16 protein-coding genes are annotated in these 20,231 nt (G+C 38.3%); 3 read left to right on the forward strand and 13 right to left on the reverse strand.

Features of this window, described 5'->3' with window-relative positions; genetic code table 11:
• Positions 1 to 17: 17 nt before the first annotated feature.
• Complete coding sequence (locus VJJ80_01895) at positions 18 to 989, reverse strand: RodZ domain-containing protein (protein HLC38857.1); 972 nt, start codon at positions 987 to 989, stop codon at positions 18 to 20.
• A gap of 94 nt (positions 990 to 1,083) precedes the next feature.
• The gene (locus VJJ80_01900; protein HLC38858.1) at positions 1,084 to 3,159 is read right to left on the reverse strand and encodes a DNA translocase FtsK; all 2,076 of its coding nucleotides are present in this window, start codon (positions 3,157 to 3,159) and stop codon (positions 1,084 to 1,086) included.
• Between the two features lie 195 nt (positions 3,160 to 3,354).
• On the opposite strand from VJJ80_01900, the gene VJJ80_01905 reads away from it, so the two are divergent.
• The gene (locus VJJ80_01905) at positions 3,355 to 3,996 is read left to right on the forward strand and encodes a hypothetical protein (GenBank protein HLC38859.1); all 642 of its coding nucleotides are present in this window, start codon (positions 3,355 to 3,357) and stop codon (positions 3,994 to 3,996) included.
• Between the two features lie 102 nt (positions 3,997 to 4,098).
• Here the strand turns inward: VJJ80_01905 and VJJ80_01910 are convergent, their stop codons facing one another.
• The 8 genes from VJJ80_01910 to VJJ80_01945 form a co-directional block, all read right to left on the reverse strand.
• Positions 4,099 to 5,826 (reverse strand): ribonuclease J, encoded by a 1,728-nt coding sequence (locus VJJ80_01910; GenBank protein HLC38860.1) that lies wholly within the window; start codon positions 5,824 to 5,826, stop codon positions 4,099 to 4,101.
• 215 nt (positions 5,827 to 6,041) lie between these two features.
• Positions 6,042 to 8,135, reverse strand: a complete 2,094-nt coding sequence (locus VJJ80_01915; GenBank protein ID HLC38861.1) for a polyribonucleotide nucleotidyltransferase — start codon at positions 8,133 to 8,135, stop codon at positions 6,042 to 6,044.
• 104 nt (positions 8,136 to 8,239) lie between these two features.
• Positions 8,240 to 8,494 (reverse strand): 30S ribosomal protein S15, encoded by a 255-nt coding sequence (gene rpsO / locus VJJ80_01920; protein ID HLC38862.1) that lies wholly within the window; start codon positions 8,492 to 8,494, stop codon positions 8,240 to 8,242.
• Between the two features lie 57 nt (positions 8,495 to 8,551).
• Positions 8,552 to 9,703 (reverse strand): DHH family phosphoesterase, encoded by a 1,152-nt coding sequence (locus tag VJJ80_01925; protein HLC38863.1) that lies wholly within the window; start codon positions 9,701 to 9,703, stop codon positions 8,552 to 8,554.
• Positions 9,704 to 10,009: 306 nt separating this feature from the next.
• Positions 10,010 to 10,651 carry a hypothetical protein gene (locus tag VJJ80_01930; GenBank protein HLC38864.1) on the reverse strand — a complete coding sequence of 214 codons (642 nt, stop codon included), beginning with the start codon at positions 10,649 to 10,651 and terminating at the stop codon, positions 10,010 to 10,012.
• Positions 10,652 to 10,742: 91 nt separating this feature from the next.
• Complete coding sequence (locus tag VJJ80_01935; protein HLC38865.1) at positions 10,743 to 11,573, reverse strand: DNA methyltransferase; 831 nt, start codon at positions 11,571 to 11,573, stop codon at positions 10,743 to 10,745.
• Positions 11,570 to 12,238 (reverse strand): BsaWI family type II restriction enzyme, encoded by a 669-nt coding sequence (locus tag VJJ80_01940; protein HLC38866.1) that lies wholly within the window; start codon positions 12,236 to 12,238, stop codon positions 11,570 to 11,572. Before VJJ80_01940 ends, VJJ80_01935 begins: the two co-directional genes overlap by 4 nt.
• 172 nt (positions 12,239 to 12,410) lie before the next feature.
• On the reverse strand, positions 12,411 to 13,217 hold the full coding sequence (locus tag VJJ80_01945; protein HLC38867.1) for a hypothetical protein: 807 nt from the start codon (positions 13,215 to 13,217) through the stop codon (positions 12,411 to 12,413).
• A gap of 285 nt (positions 13,218 to 13,502) precedes the next feature.
• Between VJJ80_01945 and rpsT the strand changes: the two genes are divergently transcribed.
• Entirely contained in the window at positions 13,503 to 13,904 is a 402-nt protein-coding gene (gene rpsT / locus VJJ80_01950; GenBank protein HLC38868.1) for a 30S ribosomal protein S20, read from the forward strand.
• Between the two features lie 177 nt (positions 13,905 to 14,081).
• A complete protein-coding gene (lepB, locus tag VJJ80_01955) occupies positions 14,082 to 14,693 on the forward strand; it encodes a signal peptidase I (protein HLC38869.1) in 612 nt (203 codons plus the stop codon).
• Between the two features lie 3 nt (positions 14,694 to 14,696).
• Here lepB and VJJ80_01960 read toward each other — a convergent pair whose 3' ends face one another.
• From VJJ80_01960 to polA, 3 genes are all read right to left on the reverse strand, one after another.
• Positions 14,697 to 16,313: a DUF2207 domain-containing protein gene (locus tag VJJ80_01960; protein HLC38870.1), complete on the reverse strand. Its 1,617-nt coding sequence runs from the start codon at positions 16,311 to 16,313 to the stop codon at positions 14,697 to 14,699.
• A gap of 151 nt (positions 16,314 to 16,464) precedes the next feature.
• Entirely contained in the window at positions 16,465 to 17,403 is a 939-nt protein-coding gene (gene holA / locus VJJ80_01965) for a DNA polymerase III subunit delta (protein HLC38871.1), read from the reverse strand.
• Positions 17,400 to 20,144 (reverse strand): DNA polymerase I, encoded by a 2,745-nt coding sequence (gene polA / locus VJJ80_01970; protein HLC38872.1) that lies wholly within the window; start codon positions 20,142 to 20,144, stop codon positions 17,400 to 17,402. Before polA ends, holA begins: the two co-directional genes overlap by 4 nt.
• Positions 20,145 to 20,231: the final 87 nt, after the last annotated feature.

A 20,231-nucleotide genomic window follows, 5' to 3' on the forward strand; every position in this document is an offset into this window, starting at 1 on the left:
TTTTCCTATATTATTTATTATTGTACCATACCAAGATTAAAATTGAGGTCACGTCTAACTTCACCTTCTTTGCCCTGAACTCCTAAATCCTTATTATTTAAATACAAATGGGCGCTACCGGCGTTGCCGATGGAAACGGTGATATCTTTTTCGGCGAGAAACTCTTGGCTGGTTTCTTTCAACATAATGCCTTGAAAAACCCGCTTGCCATCAACATCAACGCTTAACCACGAAGGGTTAGGGCCAATTTTAACAACCAGTTTTAAACCAGAAATGGCTCCTTTGACACTACCATTTTTAGCAATGACTGGCAACTTTACCGAAACATTTATGATTTTGCTTGATTCGCGATTAATTTTATTTTTAGCCGAGACTTTTATTTCATTAATGCCATCTCTAAGCCTGACGCTTTCGGAAAAATTACCTGACAAATCGCAACTGATTGGTTGATCATTAATAAAAACCGAAGCGCCAGGATCGGTTTTGCCTTCAATGGTTAAACCCGAAGAGGTGGTTGATAATTTATCTTGTTCGGGTTTGGTAATTTCCAAAACAGGCGCGCTCGCAAAACCTCGCACCTGAATAAACAAATAACCCGCCAGACCAATAAAAAGTAAAACAAAAATTAAAGTCACCACCAATTTCGGCGTCAAAGAAAATTTTGAGTTTTTAATGGTTTTTTGCGCAAATTCGCCGTAATGATCGGCGGAATTGTCTTCATCTGTGCCACGAGTTAATTTATAACTGTCAACGATTTTTTTAGAGTTTAAACCAACCGCTTCGGCATATTTTGCCAAAAAACCTTTAGTATAGACTTCGGAAGGCAAGTTATCAAAATTATTTCGTTCAATATCTTCAAGATACCTTTTTTTAACTTTAGTAATTTCTTCAACCTCTTCCAAACTAAACCTTTTGCGACGGCGCGCCAATTTTAAACGAGTTCCGATCGGCCTTCTGGACACAGAAATTTTTTTTAATTTAAAAACCACGGCTCGCTCCTTGCCCCTTCTTTGTAGATACTAATATTTTACTAATCTAGCATCGTGAAGAAAATTAAGTTACCCAAAAAAATAATTTAACAAATTATTGATGATCCTCGAAATGGTATCGGCCACCATCATCAATCAAGACGTCTCGAGGTTTAGACCCAGAAGCTGGGCCAATGATGCCTTTTTCTTCCAAGAGATCCAAAAGCCGGGCCGCGCGGGCGTAACCAACACGCAAACGGCGCTGCAGTAACGAAGCAGAAGCTTTTTTCGACTGCACCACCACCTCAACGGCTTGTTCAAAAAGTTCATCGTCTGGCGAGCCAGAAATCCGATTATCAATTTTAGCTTTAAAAGTGGTGATATCGTCATCTAAAATTTGAGGATTGGTATTTTGCTTTTTAAGAAAATCAACCACGGCTTTAACTTCGCTATCAGAAACAAAAATGCCTTGAATACGACGTGGTTTGCCAACATCAGAAGCCAAATAAAGCATATCGCCATTGCCTAATAATTTTTCCGCTCCGGACATATCTAAAATGGTGCGCGAATCAACCTGAGAAGCGGTGGCAAAAGCAATTCTGGCGGTGATATTGGCTTTAATTAAACCGGTAATCACATCTACTGACGGCCTTTGGGTGGCAACAATCAAATGAATTCCAACTGCTCTGGCCATTTGCGCCAACCTGACAATTGAAGTTTCAACATCTCTGGGAGCAGCCGCCATTAAATCTGCTAATTCGTCAATGATAATTATCAGGTATGGCATCTTTTCTGAATTGCCCTTATTAAATGATTCGATATCTTTTTTGCCGTTTTCGGCTAATATTTTATAACGGCGTTCCATTTCCGAAACACCCCATTTTAAGGCATTAATAGTTTTATCTAAATCAACAATCACTGAAGTTAATAAATGAGGAATGCCGTTATAGGCTGGCAATTCAACACGTTTAGGATCAATTAAAATTAAGCGAATATCGTTAGGCGAATTGCGAAAAAGCAACGAGGCAATAATCGAGTGGATACAGACCGATTTTCCTGAACCGGTTGAGCCGGCGATCAACAAATGAGGCATCTTCGCTAAATCAACTGCCACCGGTGCACCAGCGACGTCGCGACCTAAAACAAAACCCAATTGGGAAACAATACTTTGGGATTGTTCAGTAATCAACATTTCTTTAATGCGTACCAAAGCTGGAACTTTGTTCGGAACTTCGATGCCAACCGCGGATTTACCAGGAATTGGCGCTTCAATACGAATCGGATGTGCGGCTAATGACAAAGCTAAATCATTGGCGCGGGCGGTAATTTGTGTTAATTTAACACCGGTATCGGGTTTAAAAGCATATTGGGTGACGGTGGGACCAATATTAACCTCACTCGATTTAACTTTGATGCCAAAATTATCCAAGGTGCGCAAAATAATTTCCACATTCTTTTTAACATCCCCAGACGAAGGTTTGCTGATTTTATCATCAAGTAAGTCCAAGGGCGGTAAAGGAAAATCTAAATTAGCACTGGAAACAGGTTTTGGTACAGGCTGGGTTGGGATTAGAGTACGCTCTTTTCTCCTAAAGCGTGAGAAAAATGATTGCCTTTCGCCGGTTTCGTCTTCGTGAGTAAAGTTTCGAGAAATCCACTCGGAAATTTTGGCAAAAGACAAACTAAAAGTCAAAATTAACGAAATCATTAAAATAGCAAATAATAAAAATAAGCTTGCCCAAAATTCAATTAATTTTAGAAACAAGCTTGAAACTGCATAACCTAAAATGCCACCGCCCAAACCCATTTGTGCGACTTCCAGAGACTGAAAACGATTGACAAAAAGATGGATAAAGCCTGGCAAAGCCAAGAAAAAAATAATTGAACCAATCCAGACCGAAGCTTTGGGTTGATCCTCTTCTTTGGCTGATTTCCAGAAAATTGCGCCTAAACCGATTAAAAAGATGGGTAAAAACCAAACCGTATAGCCAAAAATGGTTTTTAGTGATTTTGAAACCACTTCACCAAAAACACCAGCGCCATTAAAAAGACTTAAAATAAAAATAATCCCAAAAACAATAAAAACAATCGCGATAATTTCTTTATTAATTTCGGGACTTAAGCCTAATTTATCTTTAGTGCGTTGCAAGGAATATTTTTTCGGGCGACCAGGCCGGCGGTGTCGTACCATACCACTCCTTTAGTTTTCTAATTTAAAATTTTAAATACAAAAAGACAAATGTTTTCCGACTCTTTTATTATAACACCACTCGCCAAAGGCGCAAACTTATCAACAATTTGTCCACAACCTCTGGCTTGTTATTGCCATTAGTTCCTTTAGAATAAAATATGGCACTGTCTCAAAATACCTCACGGGGGCCATGCTTTGGTATACCCCACCTGCCCAATCTATTCTGTCCGTCGTTTTTCACCCATCAATGGATCTTGCCCTCTCCGTCCATCTTGTACTGATAAGCCCAATAATTCTGTCAAAAATGCTTGTCAATATTGCCAATCGGACTTTAATTTTTTTCTTAATGCACATTACCGACTCTCGCTTGGTTTTATTGCCGAGGCTAAATCAAGAATCCCCTCCATCCCGGAATGTCTAGGCACGCTTTTTGATGATTTTAACCCAGGATCAACCCCGGACCAAGACAAGAGGTACGATTTCCTCCACCAAACCGAAAAGGTACTTTCTTATCTTTTCAATTTGGAAAAGCATCCTTTGGGGCCACTCGAGACCGTAGATTTAAAACCCTTTAAAGGTTTTGTAAACAATCTCCGCGGGATTAATAAAATTTTCACCTCCCCCGAGAATGATCCTGCTTCTCCTTTGCCAATGGCTGTTGTCGAGCAAATACAAACGGCAAATTCTCAGGCCAAAAAAATCAAAAAAGCCCTAACAAGCTGTCTTGGCCATGCTGGCTTACCGCAATGTCTTAATTGCCAAGAATTAGATCATCTTCTTTATCCGGTCTGGCAAAATCATCCTAACGACGACTTATTTGCTGGTATTAATCACTAATTTCGTCCTCTTCAACCCACAATTAAATTAATTCACAACCCAAAAGGTGCCAATTGGCCACTAACAACTTCGCCATATTCGGCACCTCTTTTTTATTGATAATTATTTATTGAGCTCAATAGTCACGGGCAAAATCATGGGGCGACGCTGGGTCTCATTGTAAATAAATTGGCCTAAATCCTCGCGAATTTGGGTTTTAATCGTGGCCCAATCGCCTCGATTTTGTTCATTATATTTTGCCAGTAAAGATTTAACTTCAGAACGAATTTGATGGACTAAATCTTCACGTTCGCGCATGTAAATAAAACCGCGGGAAATAATGTCCGGAGAGGTCAAGAGTTTGCCAGTTTTCGCATCCACGGTCATAATCGCGACTAAAATACCGTCTTTGGCCATGGCTTGGCGATCGCGCAAAACAATATTACCGACGTCACCGACGCCCAAACCATCTACTAACACATAACCCGAAGGAATACGGGCACGGGAAAGATGAGCGGAGTTTTGAGAAAATTCTAAAACCTGGCCATTTTCCATGACAAAAATATTTTTTGGCGTCACGCCCATTTCTAAGGCTAATTTGGCGTGAATCACCAAATGGCGAAACTCACCATGCATGGGTACAAAATACTCAGGTTTGGTTAATCTAAAGACTTCTTTTAGATCGTCTCTTTTCGCGTGACCCGAAGTATGGATTTCGGCAGATTCACCGCCGTAAATTACTTCAGCGCCAAGTTTAAAAAGCTTGTTGACAACGTTGGCAATTGGTCTTTCGTTACCCGGAATAACCGAACCAGAAACGACGACGGTGTCACCGGCTTTGACGCGAATTTGATGATGAGTGCCGGCGGCAACTCGAGTTAGGGCGGAAAATTCTTCGCCCTGGCTACCGGTACAAAGAATTGCCGCTTCACGATCCGGGGTATTTTTTAATTCCTTAATACTATAAATTAAATTTTTAGGCACCGATAAATAGCCTAAGCGTTCGGTCATTTCAATATTTCTTTCCATGCTGCGACCAGCCACAAATAAGCGGCGGTGATTTTTTTGACAAGCCGAAATGACAGATTGGATTCTGGGGATTGAAGAGGCAAAAGAAGTGACAATAATTCTGCCCCAAGTTTTTTTGAAAATTTCACCGATTGATTCTTCAACGGCTTCTTCGGAAATGGCTTTGCCTTCTTCTTCGACATTGGTACTGTCCATAGTTAAAAGAAAAACGCCTTTTTTGCCAATTTCGGCTAATCTGGCTTTGGATTCGTCACTGCCAACCTTAGAATCATCAAATCGAAAATCAGCTAAATGCAAAATTCGACCGACCGGAGTATGAATTAATAAACCCAAATCTCCGGACATGGTATGAATCATATCAAAAGTATCAATTTGAAAATTGCCCAAACGTAAAGAATCGCCGGGTTTAATAACATTTAATTTTGCGGCGGAAACGCCGAATTCTTCAAATTTAACTTTGACCAAACCAATCGTTAAGGCTGAACCATAAACCGGGCAACCAAGACGATCCATTAAATACGGCATGGCGCCAATATGGTCTTCGTGACCATGGGTTAAAATTAAGCCGCGAATACGATTTCGGTTGGCTTCTAAATAACGAGTGTCGGGAATGACAAAATCAATCCCTAACATTTCTTCGTGCGGAAACATCATTCCGCAATCAATGACTAAAATATCCTGGTCATATTCGATGACCATTATATTTTTGCCAATTTCGCCAAAACCACCCAAAGGGATAATTTTGAGCGTTTTTGAAGAATGAGTTTCAATTTGGTTAGTTTGAGTTTTATCAACAGGTATTGTTGAGACCTGACTGTACATAAGTTTTCTCCTTCATAAAATAAATTAAATAGAACCGAAAATATTATTGAGCAATAAAAATTACAGATTTGACGAGAACGTCAAAAGCTTTCAAAAGCTCAAATTAATAAGTTCAAAATCAAATAGTTCTATATTTAGATTAATTCCATTATAGCAAATAATTTCGAGTTTGTCAAGACCTATCGGATAAAATATCAATAAAAATTAAAAATGGGCTATTTTTTGGCTTGAGATTTGGCAGCTTTTAATGATAAATTGATACGGCCTTGCTGGTCGATTTCGATCACTTTGACCGGAATTTCATCACCAACCTTGACAATATCGGTCACTTTTTCAACCCGTTGTGGTGCCAGTTGTGAAATATGAACCAAGCCTTCTTGGCCAGGCAAAAATTCCACAAAAGCGCCAAAATCTAAAATTTTGACGACTTTGCCCTGAAACTGCTCACCGACTTTAACTTCATGAGTTAGTTGCGAAACCAAGTCTTTGGCTTTTTGCGCGCCTTCTTTGTCTTGAGACGAAATTGTGACTGAACCGTCTTGTTCAATATCAATATTAGAATTAGTTTTTGCAATAATGTCATTAATAATCCGACCGCCCGGACCAATCACGTCGCGAATCCGATCGGGATTAATTTTAATCACGCTAACAGTGGGTGCATACTTAGAAAGTAATTTGCGCGGCTTAGCGATCACGGCGTTCATTTTATCCAAGATTATCATTCTGGCTTTTTTGGATTCTTCAACCGCGCCTTTAACGATTTCCATATTCAATTGCGTAGTTTTAACATCAAGCTGAAAAGCGGTCAAGCCTTTTTTGGTGCCGGCTAATTTAAAATCCATATCCCCAGCAAAATCTTCAGCGCCGATAATATCGGTTAAGAGAACATATTTTGCACCTTCTTTAACTAAACCAATAGAAATGCCCGCCACCTGATCTTTAATCGGGACACCGGCATCCATTAAGGCCAAACTTGAACCGCAAGTCGCCGCCATTGAGGTTGAACCATTAGAAGCTAAAACCTCGGAAGCGACACGAATCGTGTATGGGAAAAGTTCTCTGGTGGGAATAACTGCTTGCAAGGCTTTTTCGGCCAATGAGCCATGACCAATTTCTCGACGAGAGGCGCCTCTTAGAGGACTAATTTCACCCGTAGAAAAAGGCGGAAAATTATAATGGTGCATATATCTTTTGGTGGCTTCTTCTTCCATAGTTTCAATCAGCTGTTCGCGACTAGGAGAGCCTAAAGTGACGACTGACAAAACCTGAGTTTGTCCACGAGAAAAAAGTGCCGAGCCATGAGTTCGAGCCAATAAACCAGTGTCAATGGAAATTTGTCTAATTTCGTTTAATTTGCGGCTATCGGGTCGAATTTTTTTCTCCAAAATTGATTTTCTGAGTTCTTTTTCCAAAAAATCCTTAAAAATGGTTTTGATTTCGATTTGTTTGTAATTGCCTTCAAAATTATTTAAAACTTCTTTTTCAAATTCAGAAATTTGTTCGTCGTGCTTAGTGTCAGTAGCCGCGGCGACTAAAGTTGATAATTTCTTGCCCACAAATTTAGTCATTTCTTGAACTAAATCGTGGTTTTTGGGGTTAATTTCTTCTTTATTAATTTTTAATTCTTTACAAATTTTATTTTGCATCTCCAAAATTGGCTTAATGGCAGTTAAACCCATTTCGCAAGCTGAGACAAATTCAGATTCTGGCAATTGATCGGCTTTACCGGAAATCATTAAAATGCCTTCTTTGGTGGCGGCAATCACTAAATCTAAATCTGCTTCATCCATCTGTCCCATAGTCGGATGAGCCTGTAATTTACCATCAACTTTGCCAATTCTAACCGCACCAACCGGTCCGGCAAATGGCGCCGGGCTAATCATTAACGCAGTTGAAGCGGCAATTATTGAAGCGGTGTCTGGATCGTGAATCAAATCGGCAGAAAGTACCGTGACCACAATTTGAAGATCATTGCGATATCCTGAAGGAAAAAGCGGTCTTAAAGGTCGGTCAATCATGCGTGCGGCCAAGATAGCTTCTTCGGAGGGTCGAGTTTCTCTTTTGACATAACGAGAACCGGAAATTTTACCGGTCGCGTACCATCTTTCTTCGTAATCAACAAGCATGGGAAAAAAGTCCACGCCTTCCTTGGGTTCATCAGAAACCACCACCGTGGCCAAAACTTCGGTTTCGCCCCATTTTGCTAAAACAGATGATGTCGCTAAAGCGGCCATTTTGCCGATTTCAATTTCAAAATCAGCATCGCCTAATTTAATGCTAAACTTTTGAGTTTCATTTTTTGAATTCATAAATTGTCCCCTTGAGGCCAATTAGAGCTTGAGCTCTAAAAAGTAAGAAGATCAACTAAATCGAGTGCCTAAACTTAGTCGGTCCTCTTACATTTTTTGGCCAGTTATTTTCTTAATTTTAAATCAACAATAATCGATTGGTACTTTTTAGGTTCAGTTTTGGCTAAGTACGTTAAAAGCTTGCGTCTTTTGTTAACGATTTTAAGCAAACCTCGTCTGGAATCATGATCTTTGCGGTGATCTTTGAGATGATCAACTAAGTCTGCCATTTGTCGGGTCAATAAAATAATTTGGACTCCGACCGAGCCTGTATCCTGATCGTGTTCCTTGTATTTTTTGATTAAAGTCTCATTATTCATTTTGAACCTGTTTTGATTATACCTGATTGTGCAAAAAAATGCAAGACTTTCTCGGCTTTACGGCCGGCTAAACAGGCGCAGGTTTTGAAATTGGCGGATTTTTTCCACCGCATCGCGTTCTACCAAAGCTAAATTGGCGTTTTTGAGCTGGAAAGCCGCCGCGCCAACATGTCCGCCACCGCCAAATTTTTTGGCAATTTCCGAAGCGTCCACGCCTTTGGTGGTGCGAATGCTGCCATAAATGCCATCTTCCCTTTCGGATAGTAGCAAAACTACTTCGGCATCCGGTGTGGAAGTTAAGAGTTCGTCAATCGCACCGGTGATTTCTTCTTCAGAAGCCGAGGTCTGTTCCAAGTCTCGGATGGTCACCAAAGACCAAATAAACTTATTCTCTTTGTCTTCGCGAATTTGGGCTAAAATTCGTCCCCATAATTTGAGAGTTGATAAAGGCTTGGTTTTATAAAGCTTTTTGACAATTTCTTGTTGTTGTCCGCCTTGGGCGATTAATTGCGCCGCGACCGTTAACGATTTGGGCGTGGTGTTGGAATTTTGAAAACTACCGGTGTCAGAAATAATGCCTGTCAGCAAGCTGGTGGCAATTTGTTCATCCATTAAAGTCTGTTCTGCGCTTAAAGCCTCAACAATTGAAACTAAAATTTCGCAAGTCGAGGTGGCGGTTAAATCAACCAAATTAATCTTGCCAAAATAATCGTTGGTAGCGTGATGATCAATATTTATCACCGGGGTTTTGTAAAAAATCTCGGCGTTATTTTCGTATAGATCACCCAAAAGCCCTAAATCCGGGGTGTCTAAAATAATAATCAAATCTAATTGGGCTTGTTCTTGAGAAATTTTGACATCTTCAGCCGAAAAAGCACCCTGATCAGGCGTAATAATGATATTTAATCTGTCTTTTTCGATTTTATAGCCTAATTTTGCCACCGGGGTTTTGGTAACATCCAAGGTGATGATAAAATTTCTAATTTCCGAAAAATCCATTTTAATATTGGTAATTTGGGGCATAAAATCATAACGATTGGGAATTTTACCCGAGCAAACCATGACTGGATCTTTGCCGAGTTTTTTGAGCATTAAAAAAAGGGAGATTGCTGCCCCCAAGCTGTCGCCGTCTGGATTTGATGATAAGAGCAAGATTTTTTGGCTCTTTTTAATCAACTCGGTTGTTTGTTGTTTTGGGTTTAATTCCATTTCACATCCTTAGCCCCACCCTGTTTTTTCAATATACCAAGCTTGAAAAAAATTGTCAAATGTAGACACCCCGCAGATGCGACATTGTGAGGCATGGACGTAGACCCTGCGAACGGCGAGCATTGTGTGGGGTCAAATCCCAAAATAGAATATGGAATAATGAATTATGAATAACGAATAATTAGTATATTTTAATAAAGAGGCTTTTGACCTCCTTATTCCACAATAAATTATTTTAAATCCCGCGAGATGGGATTGATATTATATTTTTTCGCCTTTTCTGAATCGGATTTGGCGTATTTTACACTAACGTATTTCCACTTTGGACATCTCTGCGACTCCCTCAATATCTTTATAAATGTAAAAATGTCCAATTATTTTTCCTAATTTATATTCGATAGAATTTTTATCCCAGAAAAAAACCCGTTTATCTTTTTTAATTTCCATTTCGGGCAAAGGCACAGATATTCTGCCGCCATCGCAGTATATAAAAATAATTTCTTTTATTGGAATATTATTTATTTTTAAAATAATGGAATGTTTGCCAGAACCTAATCTATCGGGATAAATTTGAGTCCATTCCGCTGAAAATTTTTCATAATTGTCTTTATCTATAATTTGGTATGTCTCATCTTCTTCGCAAATCCAAATTCTGTTATTACCAATTAATTCTTTTTTCCATTTTGATTTATCTAAATAATAAATGAAGGAATAAATATTTTTAGGTTTAGCATCAATAAAACGATTTATTTTATTGCCAACGCTAATATTTCCCCCCGCGTTGATATTACCTCCAACTTTTATAGAGGGACTGTTTGCTATTGATTTATTAATATAATATTTTTTAGTTGAAAAGAAAGTGATTAAGGCAATTATCAACGGAATTAAAATATCAACAAATAAAATGTGATGCACTTCAATAAAATTAATAATGCTTTGAATATTCAATTCGCCCTAAACCTTACACTTATTTCATTTACCACCAAATGATTTTTATTATTATTTAATCATTTTTTATCAGCTTCGGAATAAATTTTGTCTATTTATATTTTTTCCATTTGACTTTAGTTTTATTGGGTTTTGATTTTTCTGGAGTTGCTTTTTCTAAGGGCTTTCGCATTATAATTAAGTGTTTAAAACCTCTAAGAAAAAAATTAAATTTTCGAGCTCGATAATGCCAAACTCCTGTGTTTGAACTTTGTTGTCTTCTTGTGACACAGATTAAGTCCACAGGTTCAAAATATTTATCCATCATCGCATATATTTTAAAACCAACCGGCGTGAATTTTCTTTTAACCCATTGGTCGCCGATTAACCACCCGACCACCTTGCCTGGTTTTAAAACGCGATAAATCTCTTTAGTTGTTTTTTCGAGCTCTTGATAAAATTTCGAATCTTCAGCGGATATTTTACCAATATCTAAAGGGTCAGTACCATAATTTACGTTATCACCATAAGGCGAATCAATAAAAACCATATCGGCCGAATTATCTTTAAGAGGAATTTTACGGGCATCGTTTTTAATAATATCTTCTCTTTGGGGATGGATGTCATAACCGATTACCTTTCTTCCTTCTTCATTACAAACATCAATGGTTGTACCGCTACCACACATTGGATCAACAACTAAATCTCCTGGTTGGGTATATCTTTGAATCATGTTCCAGATAATAAATGCCGGCGTTACTCCCTGAAATTTATTATTACCTTTTGGGATAGCACCATAGCTTTGTTTAGGATAATCCCATAAAGTTGTGGTTTCAAAAGGTGGCTTTTCGTCATTTTTAGGATTCGTCAGTTTTTTTTGTTTGATTAGTTTGATGTTTTTAGCCTTAAAAAGCATTCCGTTTTTTAATTTTTCATCGCTCATTTACAAATCCTCCTTAGATCTTCAATAAATTTATCAAATGATTTCACTTTATCGCTTTCATCAATATTCTTATCAGACATTACATAACTACCATCAGTATCTACCTCGACGATGGCTCGACCTTTTTTGGTCGGTTTTTTGGAAGTTAAAGTGCCATCTTCGTCCGGAGTAATAAAGAATACTTTTATATTTTTGGTCACCGGGTCTTGCAAAAATTTAAGTTTCCAATACCCTGTTTGGGCAATTCTTTCTCTTAATGTGACCTTACTTGAGATAGCGGCTAAAACTTTACAGTTTTTGGGGTTGTAAATAATTAAATCAACATCGGGTAAATGATGACCAAATTCTCCATAATCGATTAAAAGATTCCTTTTTATTTTACTTACATCTGGGGGTAAATTAGCATTTCCTGTCCTTTCAAATGTACTGCCGGAGATAATTTTTAATCCCAAACTCTCGACTTGATCTTGAATAATATACATTATCAATTTTTCCAAGTTTTTACCCTTAAACGACCTCCAAGATTGTTCATGATCAGTTAGGGTAAAATCTTTTTTGTGGATTTCTTTTGCTTTTTTAAAAATGTCGGAAATGTGTTTGTAAATTTCCCGGCCATATTTCTTTTTTTCAATCTCATAAATTTTTATTACCTCGTCAAATTTCATAATTCCCCCATATTAAAACACACCAAATATAATATTGCTTTAATTTTACCGCGAATAAAGCTGAAAGGCAAACTTGTGCAGGGTCAAATCTTAATTTGACTGAGGAAATAAAAAAACGTGGCTAAAAACCGACTTTTGGGTTGGTTTCGAACCACGCTTAGAATTTGAAAATTTAAGTTTCTGCCAACAATTGCGCCCTAAACTTCTGAAGAATAATTGCTTCTTGCCGTTTTTGATCTTGCAAAGCCTGCGCTTGCTGCTGTTCTTGGGCTTTTTTTTTATCTTCCCTCTTTTGGTAATACTGTTGGTATACTTCAAGATATCCATATTCTTGGGCGATTTTAGAATTTGAAAAGGAATGGGATAGTCTATATCTGACCCTGATATCTGGGATCTCCCAACAAATTGATTCTTCTTCAATCTTGGGTGGCTGGACTTTAGGATTAAAACCAAAATATTGTTGGCGATCAGAATCAGAGTGATAAGTAAGAAGAGACGAATCAACATGAATTTCACACCAATCATCCTTGCACAATTGATACCGACCATAGCCGATCTCGCGGGAATCCAAAAATTCTTTCCAGGTTCTGATTCGGGCAACTACAGGCAACAAATCATCAGGTATTTCTTCTTCGGGCAAATCAGCCGCTATTTCTAATTTGCCATCAGAATGACTCTCTGATTTTCTTGACACGATGTGGGCAGTAATTGTCTCAAAAATATCAGGGTAAAGTCGATATTGCGCTCTTAGCTCTTCATTATCAACTAAACACTCACGAACAAAGTAAACCGCAGGTTCAACAGTTTTCCAAAACAAATCTAATTTAGTTTCAGAAAAGCGTCTTTGAAAGATGTTGATTTGAACCCGAAACAAGCGATTAATTGGGGGAAGAGTTCCTGAATCAACAACAATAACAAAGCCCAAGACACCAAGTCCTGATACATATGTTGTGTAATGATATCTTTTTCCCTCAACCATTAGGATCTGCCTCCTTGGAAGGAAAAGTTGTAGGGTGCGATGACTGCGTTTATTTTATTATAAATTGATGCCCAAGTCAACCATACAACTCGAACCCCCTGTCATCACATACGAAACTCTTGCAATCTTGGAAAAAATCTGATATCTTATAAAGAGTAAAGATAAAAAAGTCAAAAGCAAAAATGAAGATTAAATTTTAAAATTGAATCTTATATTTTATTTTTTATCTTAATTTATAATCTTTTCTCTTTAATTTTTAATCTTGACGAGCGAAAGCGAGGAATCGTGCCACAAATAAAATCTGCTAAAAAAGCCAAAAAACAATCAGCCAAAAGACGACTTGGCAATGTTGTCACCAAAAACGTAATCAAAAAAGCCAAAAAAGCCGCCTCGGCCGCCTTAGCCAAAAAAGCCGGTGCTGCGGAAGTGAAAAAATTAGTTTCTGTGGTTGATAAAGCCGCCAAAAATCATGTCATTCATAAGAACAAAGCCGCTCGAATTAAATCAAAATATTTAATTCAATTGGCAAAATTAAAGCTAGCTTTACCCAAAAAAGAAAAAGTCAAACCGGTGGTAAAAAAACCAGCCGCCAAGAAAGCTACCAAACCAACCGCCAAATCTGCTGCCAAGAAACCGGCTAAAAAAACTGCGGCAAAAACTGCGAAAAAACCGGCTAAAAAATCATAATTTTTATATTTAGATAAAGCCCGACTTAACTTATCATTCGCCTTTCCAGTATTACCGCGCCCCGCCATGCAAAACAGTTTGCTGGCGTTGCGGGCGGGTTCATGCACGACTCATGATGCGTTTGGTCGTCGGGCTGCACAACCTATTTTTATATAATTTATGGAGTGCAGGAGGGGTATGCGCAATGTGATTCGACCGCGTCTATCATTAGAAAATAAAAGTTCTAAAAGCAAAATTTTTTATAGGTTAGCGCGGTTTTTTGATTTAAGCAAATGGGTTATTTTAATCGCGATTGTGATTTATTTAGGACATTTGTTTGTGGTGAGCATTTTTGCGGTTTCTGGGGCGAGCATGGAGCCAAATTTTCACGACAAAGAATATTTAATCGTCAATAAAACCTTTCGAATTATTGACCGAATTCAACGCGGTGATGTGGCGATTTTTAAATTCCCCGGCGATCCAAACGAGCTTTATATTAAAAGAATAATTGGTTTGCCGGGCGATACGATTGAAATCAAAGATAAAGCGGTTTGGGTTAATGGTCGGAAAATGATTGAAATGTATTTAACTAAAGATATGGTCACGGATAAATTATCAAATCAGCAAAAATGGCATCTGGGTGCCAATGAATATTTTGTGATGGGTGACAATCGCGAAAATTCGAACGACTCGCGGGTTTGGGGCAGTTTACCCAAAGAAAATATTGTTGGCATTGCTAATTTCGTAATTTTGCCAGCAGCGATGGCTGGCAAGATTCCTATCCCTGATTATTATACGAGCTCAAAATAAAATCTAAATTAATGGTTCTTTGAGGGCCATTAGGGTCTGGGTGATAATTTCAATCATTGGATAAAGCCTTTGCGTAAATTTTGGCAAAGTGCCAATTTCGTGATAAGACAAATACCATTCAGGTAAATTAAAGGGGATACGGCTAAAATGATTAGCCCATTCTTTCTCGCAACCCAAAACCACCGCATATGGTAAATAATTAATGAATTCTTCCCGCTGTGCTTCGGCGGCGGTAGTTTGTTTGGGATAACGAATTAAATAACGGCGAAAAGCCAGCCAGTCCGACAAGGCGCGTCGGCCTTTTTTAGTGCGCATCGGCATTTTGCTCGATAAAGCAATGATAAATAAAGCGGCAATTGCAGATCCCGTGAAAACCAAAACTATATAAGGCGGATTGACAAAAGCTGGAGAGATAAAAACTGCCAGCGCTGACAAGAAAAACAATAAAATGCCAAAAATTTGATATCGATAGAGTATCGTTCTGGGGCCTTGGACAAAATAACCTAATTTCGCGATTTGATCATATGCTTTGGCATATATTTTAAAAACTGCCTCGGAAAATAAGACTTTTTCGGGTTGCTCCTCAATACCGGCTAAACTTTCTTTAAAATGGCCTTTGAGCAATTCTTCAGATAAGGCGCGATCAAATGGCTGGGCATCGTTAAATGATTTTTTTTCACCAATATTATAGCCATCGCCTTTTTCAGAAATAACCAAATAGCCACGATTAGCTAAGTCCAAAATTTGGCTGGCAATTTCCGCCGGCCCGATTTTTTGCCGAAATAAAACGCCCACTAAAAGCGGGCTCATTTGATTGGGAGGCCGATCTGAAACTCGATCGGAAATTTCCGGCCCACCAGAACGTCGGCGAATTAAAATCATCGCTAACAAACTTAAGATGATCACGCTCGGCAAAAAGATGGTCGCCGCCAGCCAAAAATCCAAACCAGCTAATCGGATTTCCGTCATTATCTTGACCATAGTCGCCATTTTGATTAAATTTTTATTAAATTTAACTTGGCAGGTAAAGCTACTATACGGCGAGAGATTTTTGGCATAATAATACATAGCGCCATTTTTGACTCGCGCCCCACTCTTGCCTACTCCATGAATTGCATAATGAGATAAATAAACCTGGTTAGCTTTGACATTCTGCGGAAAAACGAGAAAGACCTCAAGGCTATCAATATTAATCCCGGGATTTTTAATCGGCTGAAAGCGCAGTTGATATTGGTTTTCGGTTGGCATAAATTCGGCGGCTTGTTCATATTCAATGCGCCAAGTATCACCCAAATTTGGGCTTGCTAAATCATAGATTAAAATCTGGTTATCAACTTTTCGAATTTTATATTGATCTTTGGAGATTTTCGTGTCTGAACGATAAATTTGTAAATTTGAAATATTTTTGGCATTAATTGCCCAGGCAAAATCAGCCACAAAGCGATTTGAAAAGACAAAATTTTCCTGCACTTTTAGCCGGCCATTGTTACCAAGAATGGCATTAATTTTAAGCTGGCTAAGACTAATTGGTACAAAATTTTCTTGAGCCTGAATAGATCTTGGCCAAAACAAGATCAAACTGGCAAAAATAATTAACAAGCACTTAGACCGGAATTTCACAGCCCCCCTTGTGAGCTCCGATGCGATATCGGAGCGAATTATGAATCATGAATCGCCTCCTCGGCGATCCACCGAAGAGGTGGATTGAGAATAATAGAATAATTAGAAATTAGACTAATTAGGTTAATTAGTTAATTCTGTCCTTATTTTATCATCCCATCAAACCCAAGACAAGCAATTCCAAAGCAAAATCTGGATCAATTTGGCCAGTTTTCATGGCAATTTCCGCCGACATTAATTTTTGATAAATCAGTTTCAGATTTGATAAAGAAAAATTTCTAATCTGTTGCAAACTTTTTTGAATAACAAAAGGGTGCAATCTGGTTTTTTCGCGAATTTGGGCTGATCCCAAACCAGATTCGGATAAGGCCTTTATAATAATCAAATTTCGAAACTGGTACACAATCATGGTATGAATATATAAAGCATTTTCGCCGGCGACGAGTAAATTTTTTAAAATTTGCTGGCTTTTGGCTAAATTTTTCGCGGCTAACGAATCAATAAGCTCAAAAATGCTGGGTGAAAATTGCGGTTTGACCAAGTCACGAACATCTTCCACGTGAATTTCTTTCCTATCTTTATATTCTATAAGTTTGTCAATTTCTAAATCTAAACGACCCAAATCATTGCCAACAAAAAAAGTTAAGGTTTCGGCGGCCTCAAAATCAATTTTGCCACCTTTTTCTTCGACTCTTTTTTTAGCCCAAGTCAAAATCCCTTGGCTTGCGAGAGGCTCAAATTGCCAGACTTTGCCAATTTCAGTGACTTTTTTAAGCACTGGATTTTTTGGGCTAAGTTCTGATTCAACAAAAACCACTGTCACTTCGGCTGGAATTTTGACAATAATTTTGGCAATTTCTTTGGCATCAGTTGGGCTGGCTTTCTTAAGGAAATTTTTCACGATGATGAGTTTTTGGGCTGATAAAAAATTAGTAACGATAAGTGAGTTTTTAAATTGACTCAGGCTCATATTTTCGTCAAATTTTTCAATATTAAACTCAGAACCGGTTTTTTCGACAAATTTTGCTTGAACCTGGTTCATTTTTTCTAAAACGCGAAAATTGTCCTTACCATAGATTAAAAAAATCATAATTTTATTTTTTTCAGTTCTTGCCAGTTGTCGCCAACCGAAATATCAACCTTGATTGGCACGTCTAATTTAAAAACATTTTCCATAATTTCGCGAATTTTAACCGCAGCACTGGCAACTTGGTCTTTGGGTACCTCAAAAACCAATTCATCATGAACCTGTAATAACATTTTTACTTTTGGCTCTTTAATTTTTGATTTTATTTTTATCATCGCCATTTTAATAATTTCCGCGGCTGTGCCTTGCGCCGGCATATTAATCGCCATTCTTTCGGCGGCTTTTTGAACTTGAGACATGCCTGAATGAATTTCTGGCAAATAGCGCTTATGACCTGATAGGGTTTCGACAAAACCGGTTTCGCGCGTCTCGGCAATCACTTCCTCAAGATATTTTTTAATGCCAGCAAAGGCTTGAAAATAGCGTTCAATAAAATTCGCGGCTTCTTTTTGGTTAATGCCCAAGCTTTGTGCTAAACCATAGGCGCTCATACCATATAAAACGCCAAAGTTGACGGTTTTGGCAACCCGTCGTTGTTGCGGAGTTACTTGATTTAAACCAACTCCAAAAATCTCCGCGGCGGTGGCAGCATGAAAATCTTCACCCTCTTTAAAAGCTTTGATGGCTTTTTGATCATCTGCCAATGACGCCATCACCCTTAATTCAATTTGGGAATAATCTGCGGAAACAATTTTATTGCCAAGACTAGCGATAAAGGCTTTGCGAATTTCCCGTCCCAACTCAGTTCGAATCGGGATATTTTGCAAATTTGGCTCAGAAGATGACAATCTGCCCGTGGCTGTAATGGTTTGATTAAAACTGGTATGCAGCCGACCAGTTTCGGGATTGATTAATTTTGGCAAGGCGTCTAGATAAGTATTTTTAAGTTTGGTCATTTCTCGATAATCGCGGATTAGGTCAATAATTTCGTGCTTGCCTTTGAGTTTTTCAAGTTCAGAGGCGGCCGTAGAATGACCAGTTTTGGTGCGCTTAACCTGAGTCAAAGGAATTTGTAATTTTTCGAACAAAATTTTTGAAAGCTGCTGGGTGGAACTAATATTAAATTCCTCACCGGCTAATTTCCAAATTTTAGCTTTAAGTTTTTCAATCTTCAAGCTAGTCTGGCGGGATAATTGCTTAAGGAATTTAGCATCAACCTTGATGCCGGCTAATTCTATTTCGGCTAAAACTTTAATTAAAGGCATTTCAATTTGATAAAAAAGCTGATCAAGTTTTTCTTCGCTAATTTTGGGCTTAAAAATATTGACCAATCTGAGCGTAATGTCAGCGTCTTCACCAGAATATTGGGCGATTTTGGCAGTTGGCACCTCGGTTAATGATTTTAAATTTTTACCTTTGCCGATCAAGTCTTCAATCGGAATCATTTCCACGCCTAATTCCGCAAAAGCGATTTGGTCTAAGTTGTGAGCGCGGGTGTGTGGATTTAATAAATAGGACGCAATCATCGTATCAAAACTAAGCGGCGTCAATTCAATGCCATTTCTTTTTAAAACTAGATAATCATATTTTAGATTATGGCCGAATTTGGCAATTTTCGGATTTTCCAAGATTGGTTTGAGTTTTTTAAGCCAAGCTTGACCATGGTCGTTATCAACCGGAATATAAAAGGCTTTTTTTTCTTCAAAACTGACCGAGATTCCTAATAATTTGGAGGAGATTGCGTCAAGCCGGTCAGTTTCAGTGTCAATGACAATCCCTTTTTGCTGGGAAAGTTTTTGGCAGATTTGCTCAAATTGATCATTGGTTACTATTAAAAGATATTCAGCTTCAGTTTTGTGGATTGGGATATTTTTTGGGGTGGTTTTGGTTTTTTCAACGGCGGCCTCAAACAAGTTTGTTTGGCTGGTTTGTCTGGCGCCGGGAATTCTGGTCATTAAACTTCTAAATTCTAATTCTTGGAATAAATTGGCAATTCGGGTACGGTCAAAATCGCCAAAAGCGCATTTTGCTAGTTGAATTTCTAGTGGTACATTTTGATCGATGGTGACTAGTTTTTTGGCTAATTCAGCCTGTTTTTCTGCGCCGGTTAAGAGCTTTTGGAGTTTAGGCGAAAGTTCGTCGAGGTTTTTGAAAATTTGTTCAATTGAGCCGTATTTTTCAATTAATTCCTGGCCGGTTTTTTCACCAATCCCCGCCACGCCTGGAATATTATCAGATTGATCGCCTCTCAAGGCTTTAAAATCGATCAGGCTCGTTGGTGGGAGCTGGTAGCGTTCTTGAACTAAATCTTCATCATAAATGGCGGTATCAGTTAAACCGCGTTTCATGGTGTAAACTTTGGTTTTAGGGTTAACTAATTGCAAAGTATCAAGATCACCGGTAACAATAATAACTTCATCAACTAATTTTTGGGTCTTGGCTGCAAAAGTGCCAATAATATCGTCGGCTTCAAAACCAGCCTTTTCGATCACTGGCACACTAAAAGCTTCAATAATTTCTTTAATTTTGGGAATTTGATCGTATAATTCCTGAGGCGCGGCAACCCGTTTGGCTTTGTACTCTTTAAAAGCTTTATGCCTGAAAGTTGGTTTTTTAATATCAAAAGCCGTCACTAAAAAATCCGGTTTTAAGTCCCGAATCATATTCAAAAAAATCATGCAGAAACCATAAACCGCATTCACCGGCTGACCAGATTTTGTGGTAAGATGCGGAATTGCATGAAAGGCGCGGTGCACAATCGCTGGCGCATCGACTAAAACTAATCTTTTTTTAGTTTTGGACATCAAACCTCTGGAAAATTTCTAATTTCTAATTATTCTAATTTCTAAACAAATCCCAATGTTTAAATTCCCAATAACTAAATTCAGATA

This window comes from Patescibacteria group bacterium (assembly GCA_035288465.1).
In the GTDB taxonomy this organism is placed as follows: Bacteria; Patescibacteriota; UBA1384; order DATEAH01; family DATEAH01; genus DATEAH01.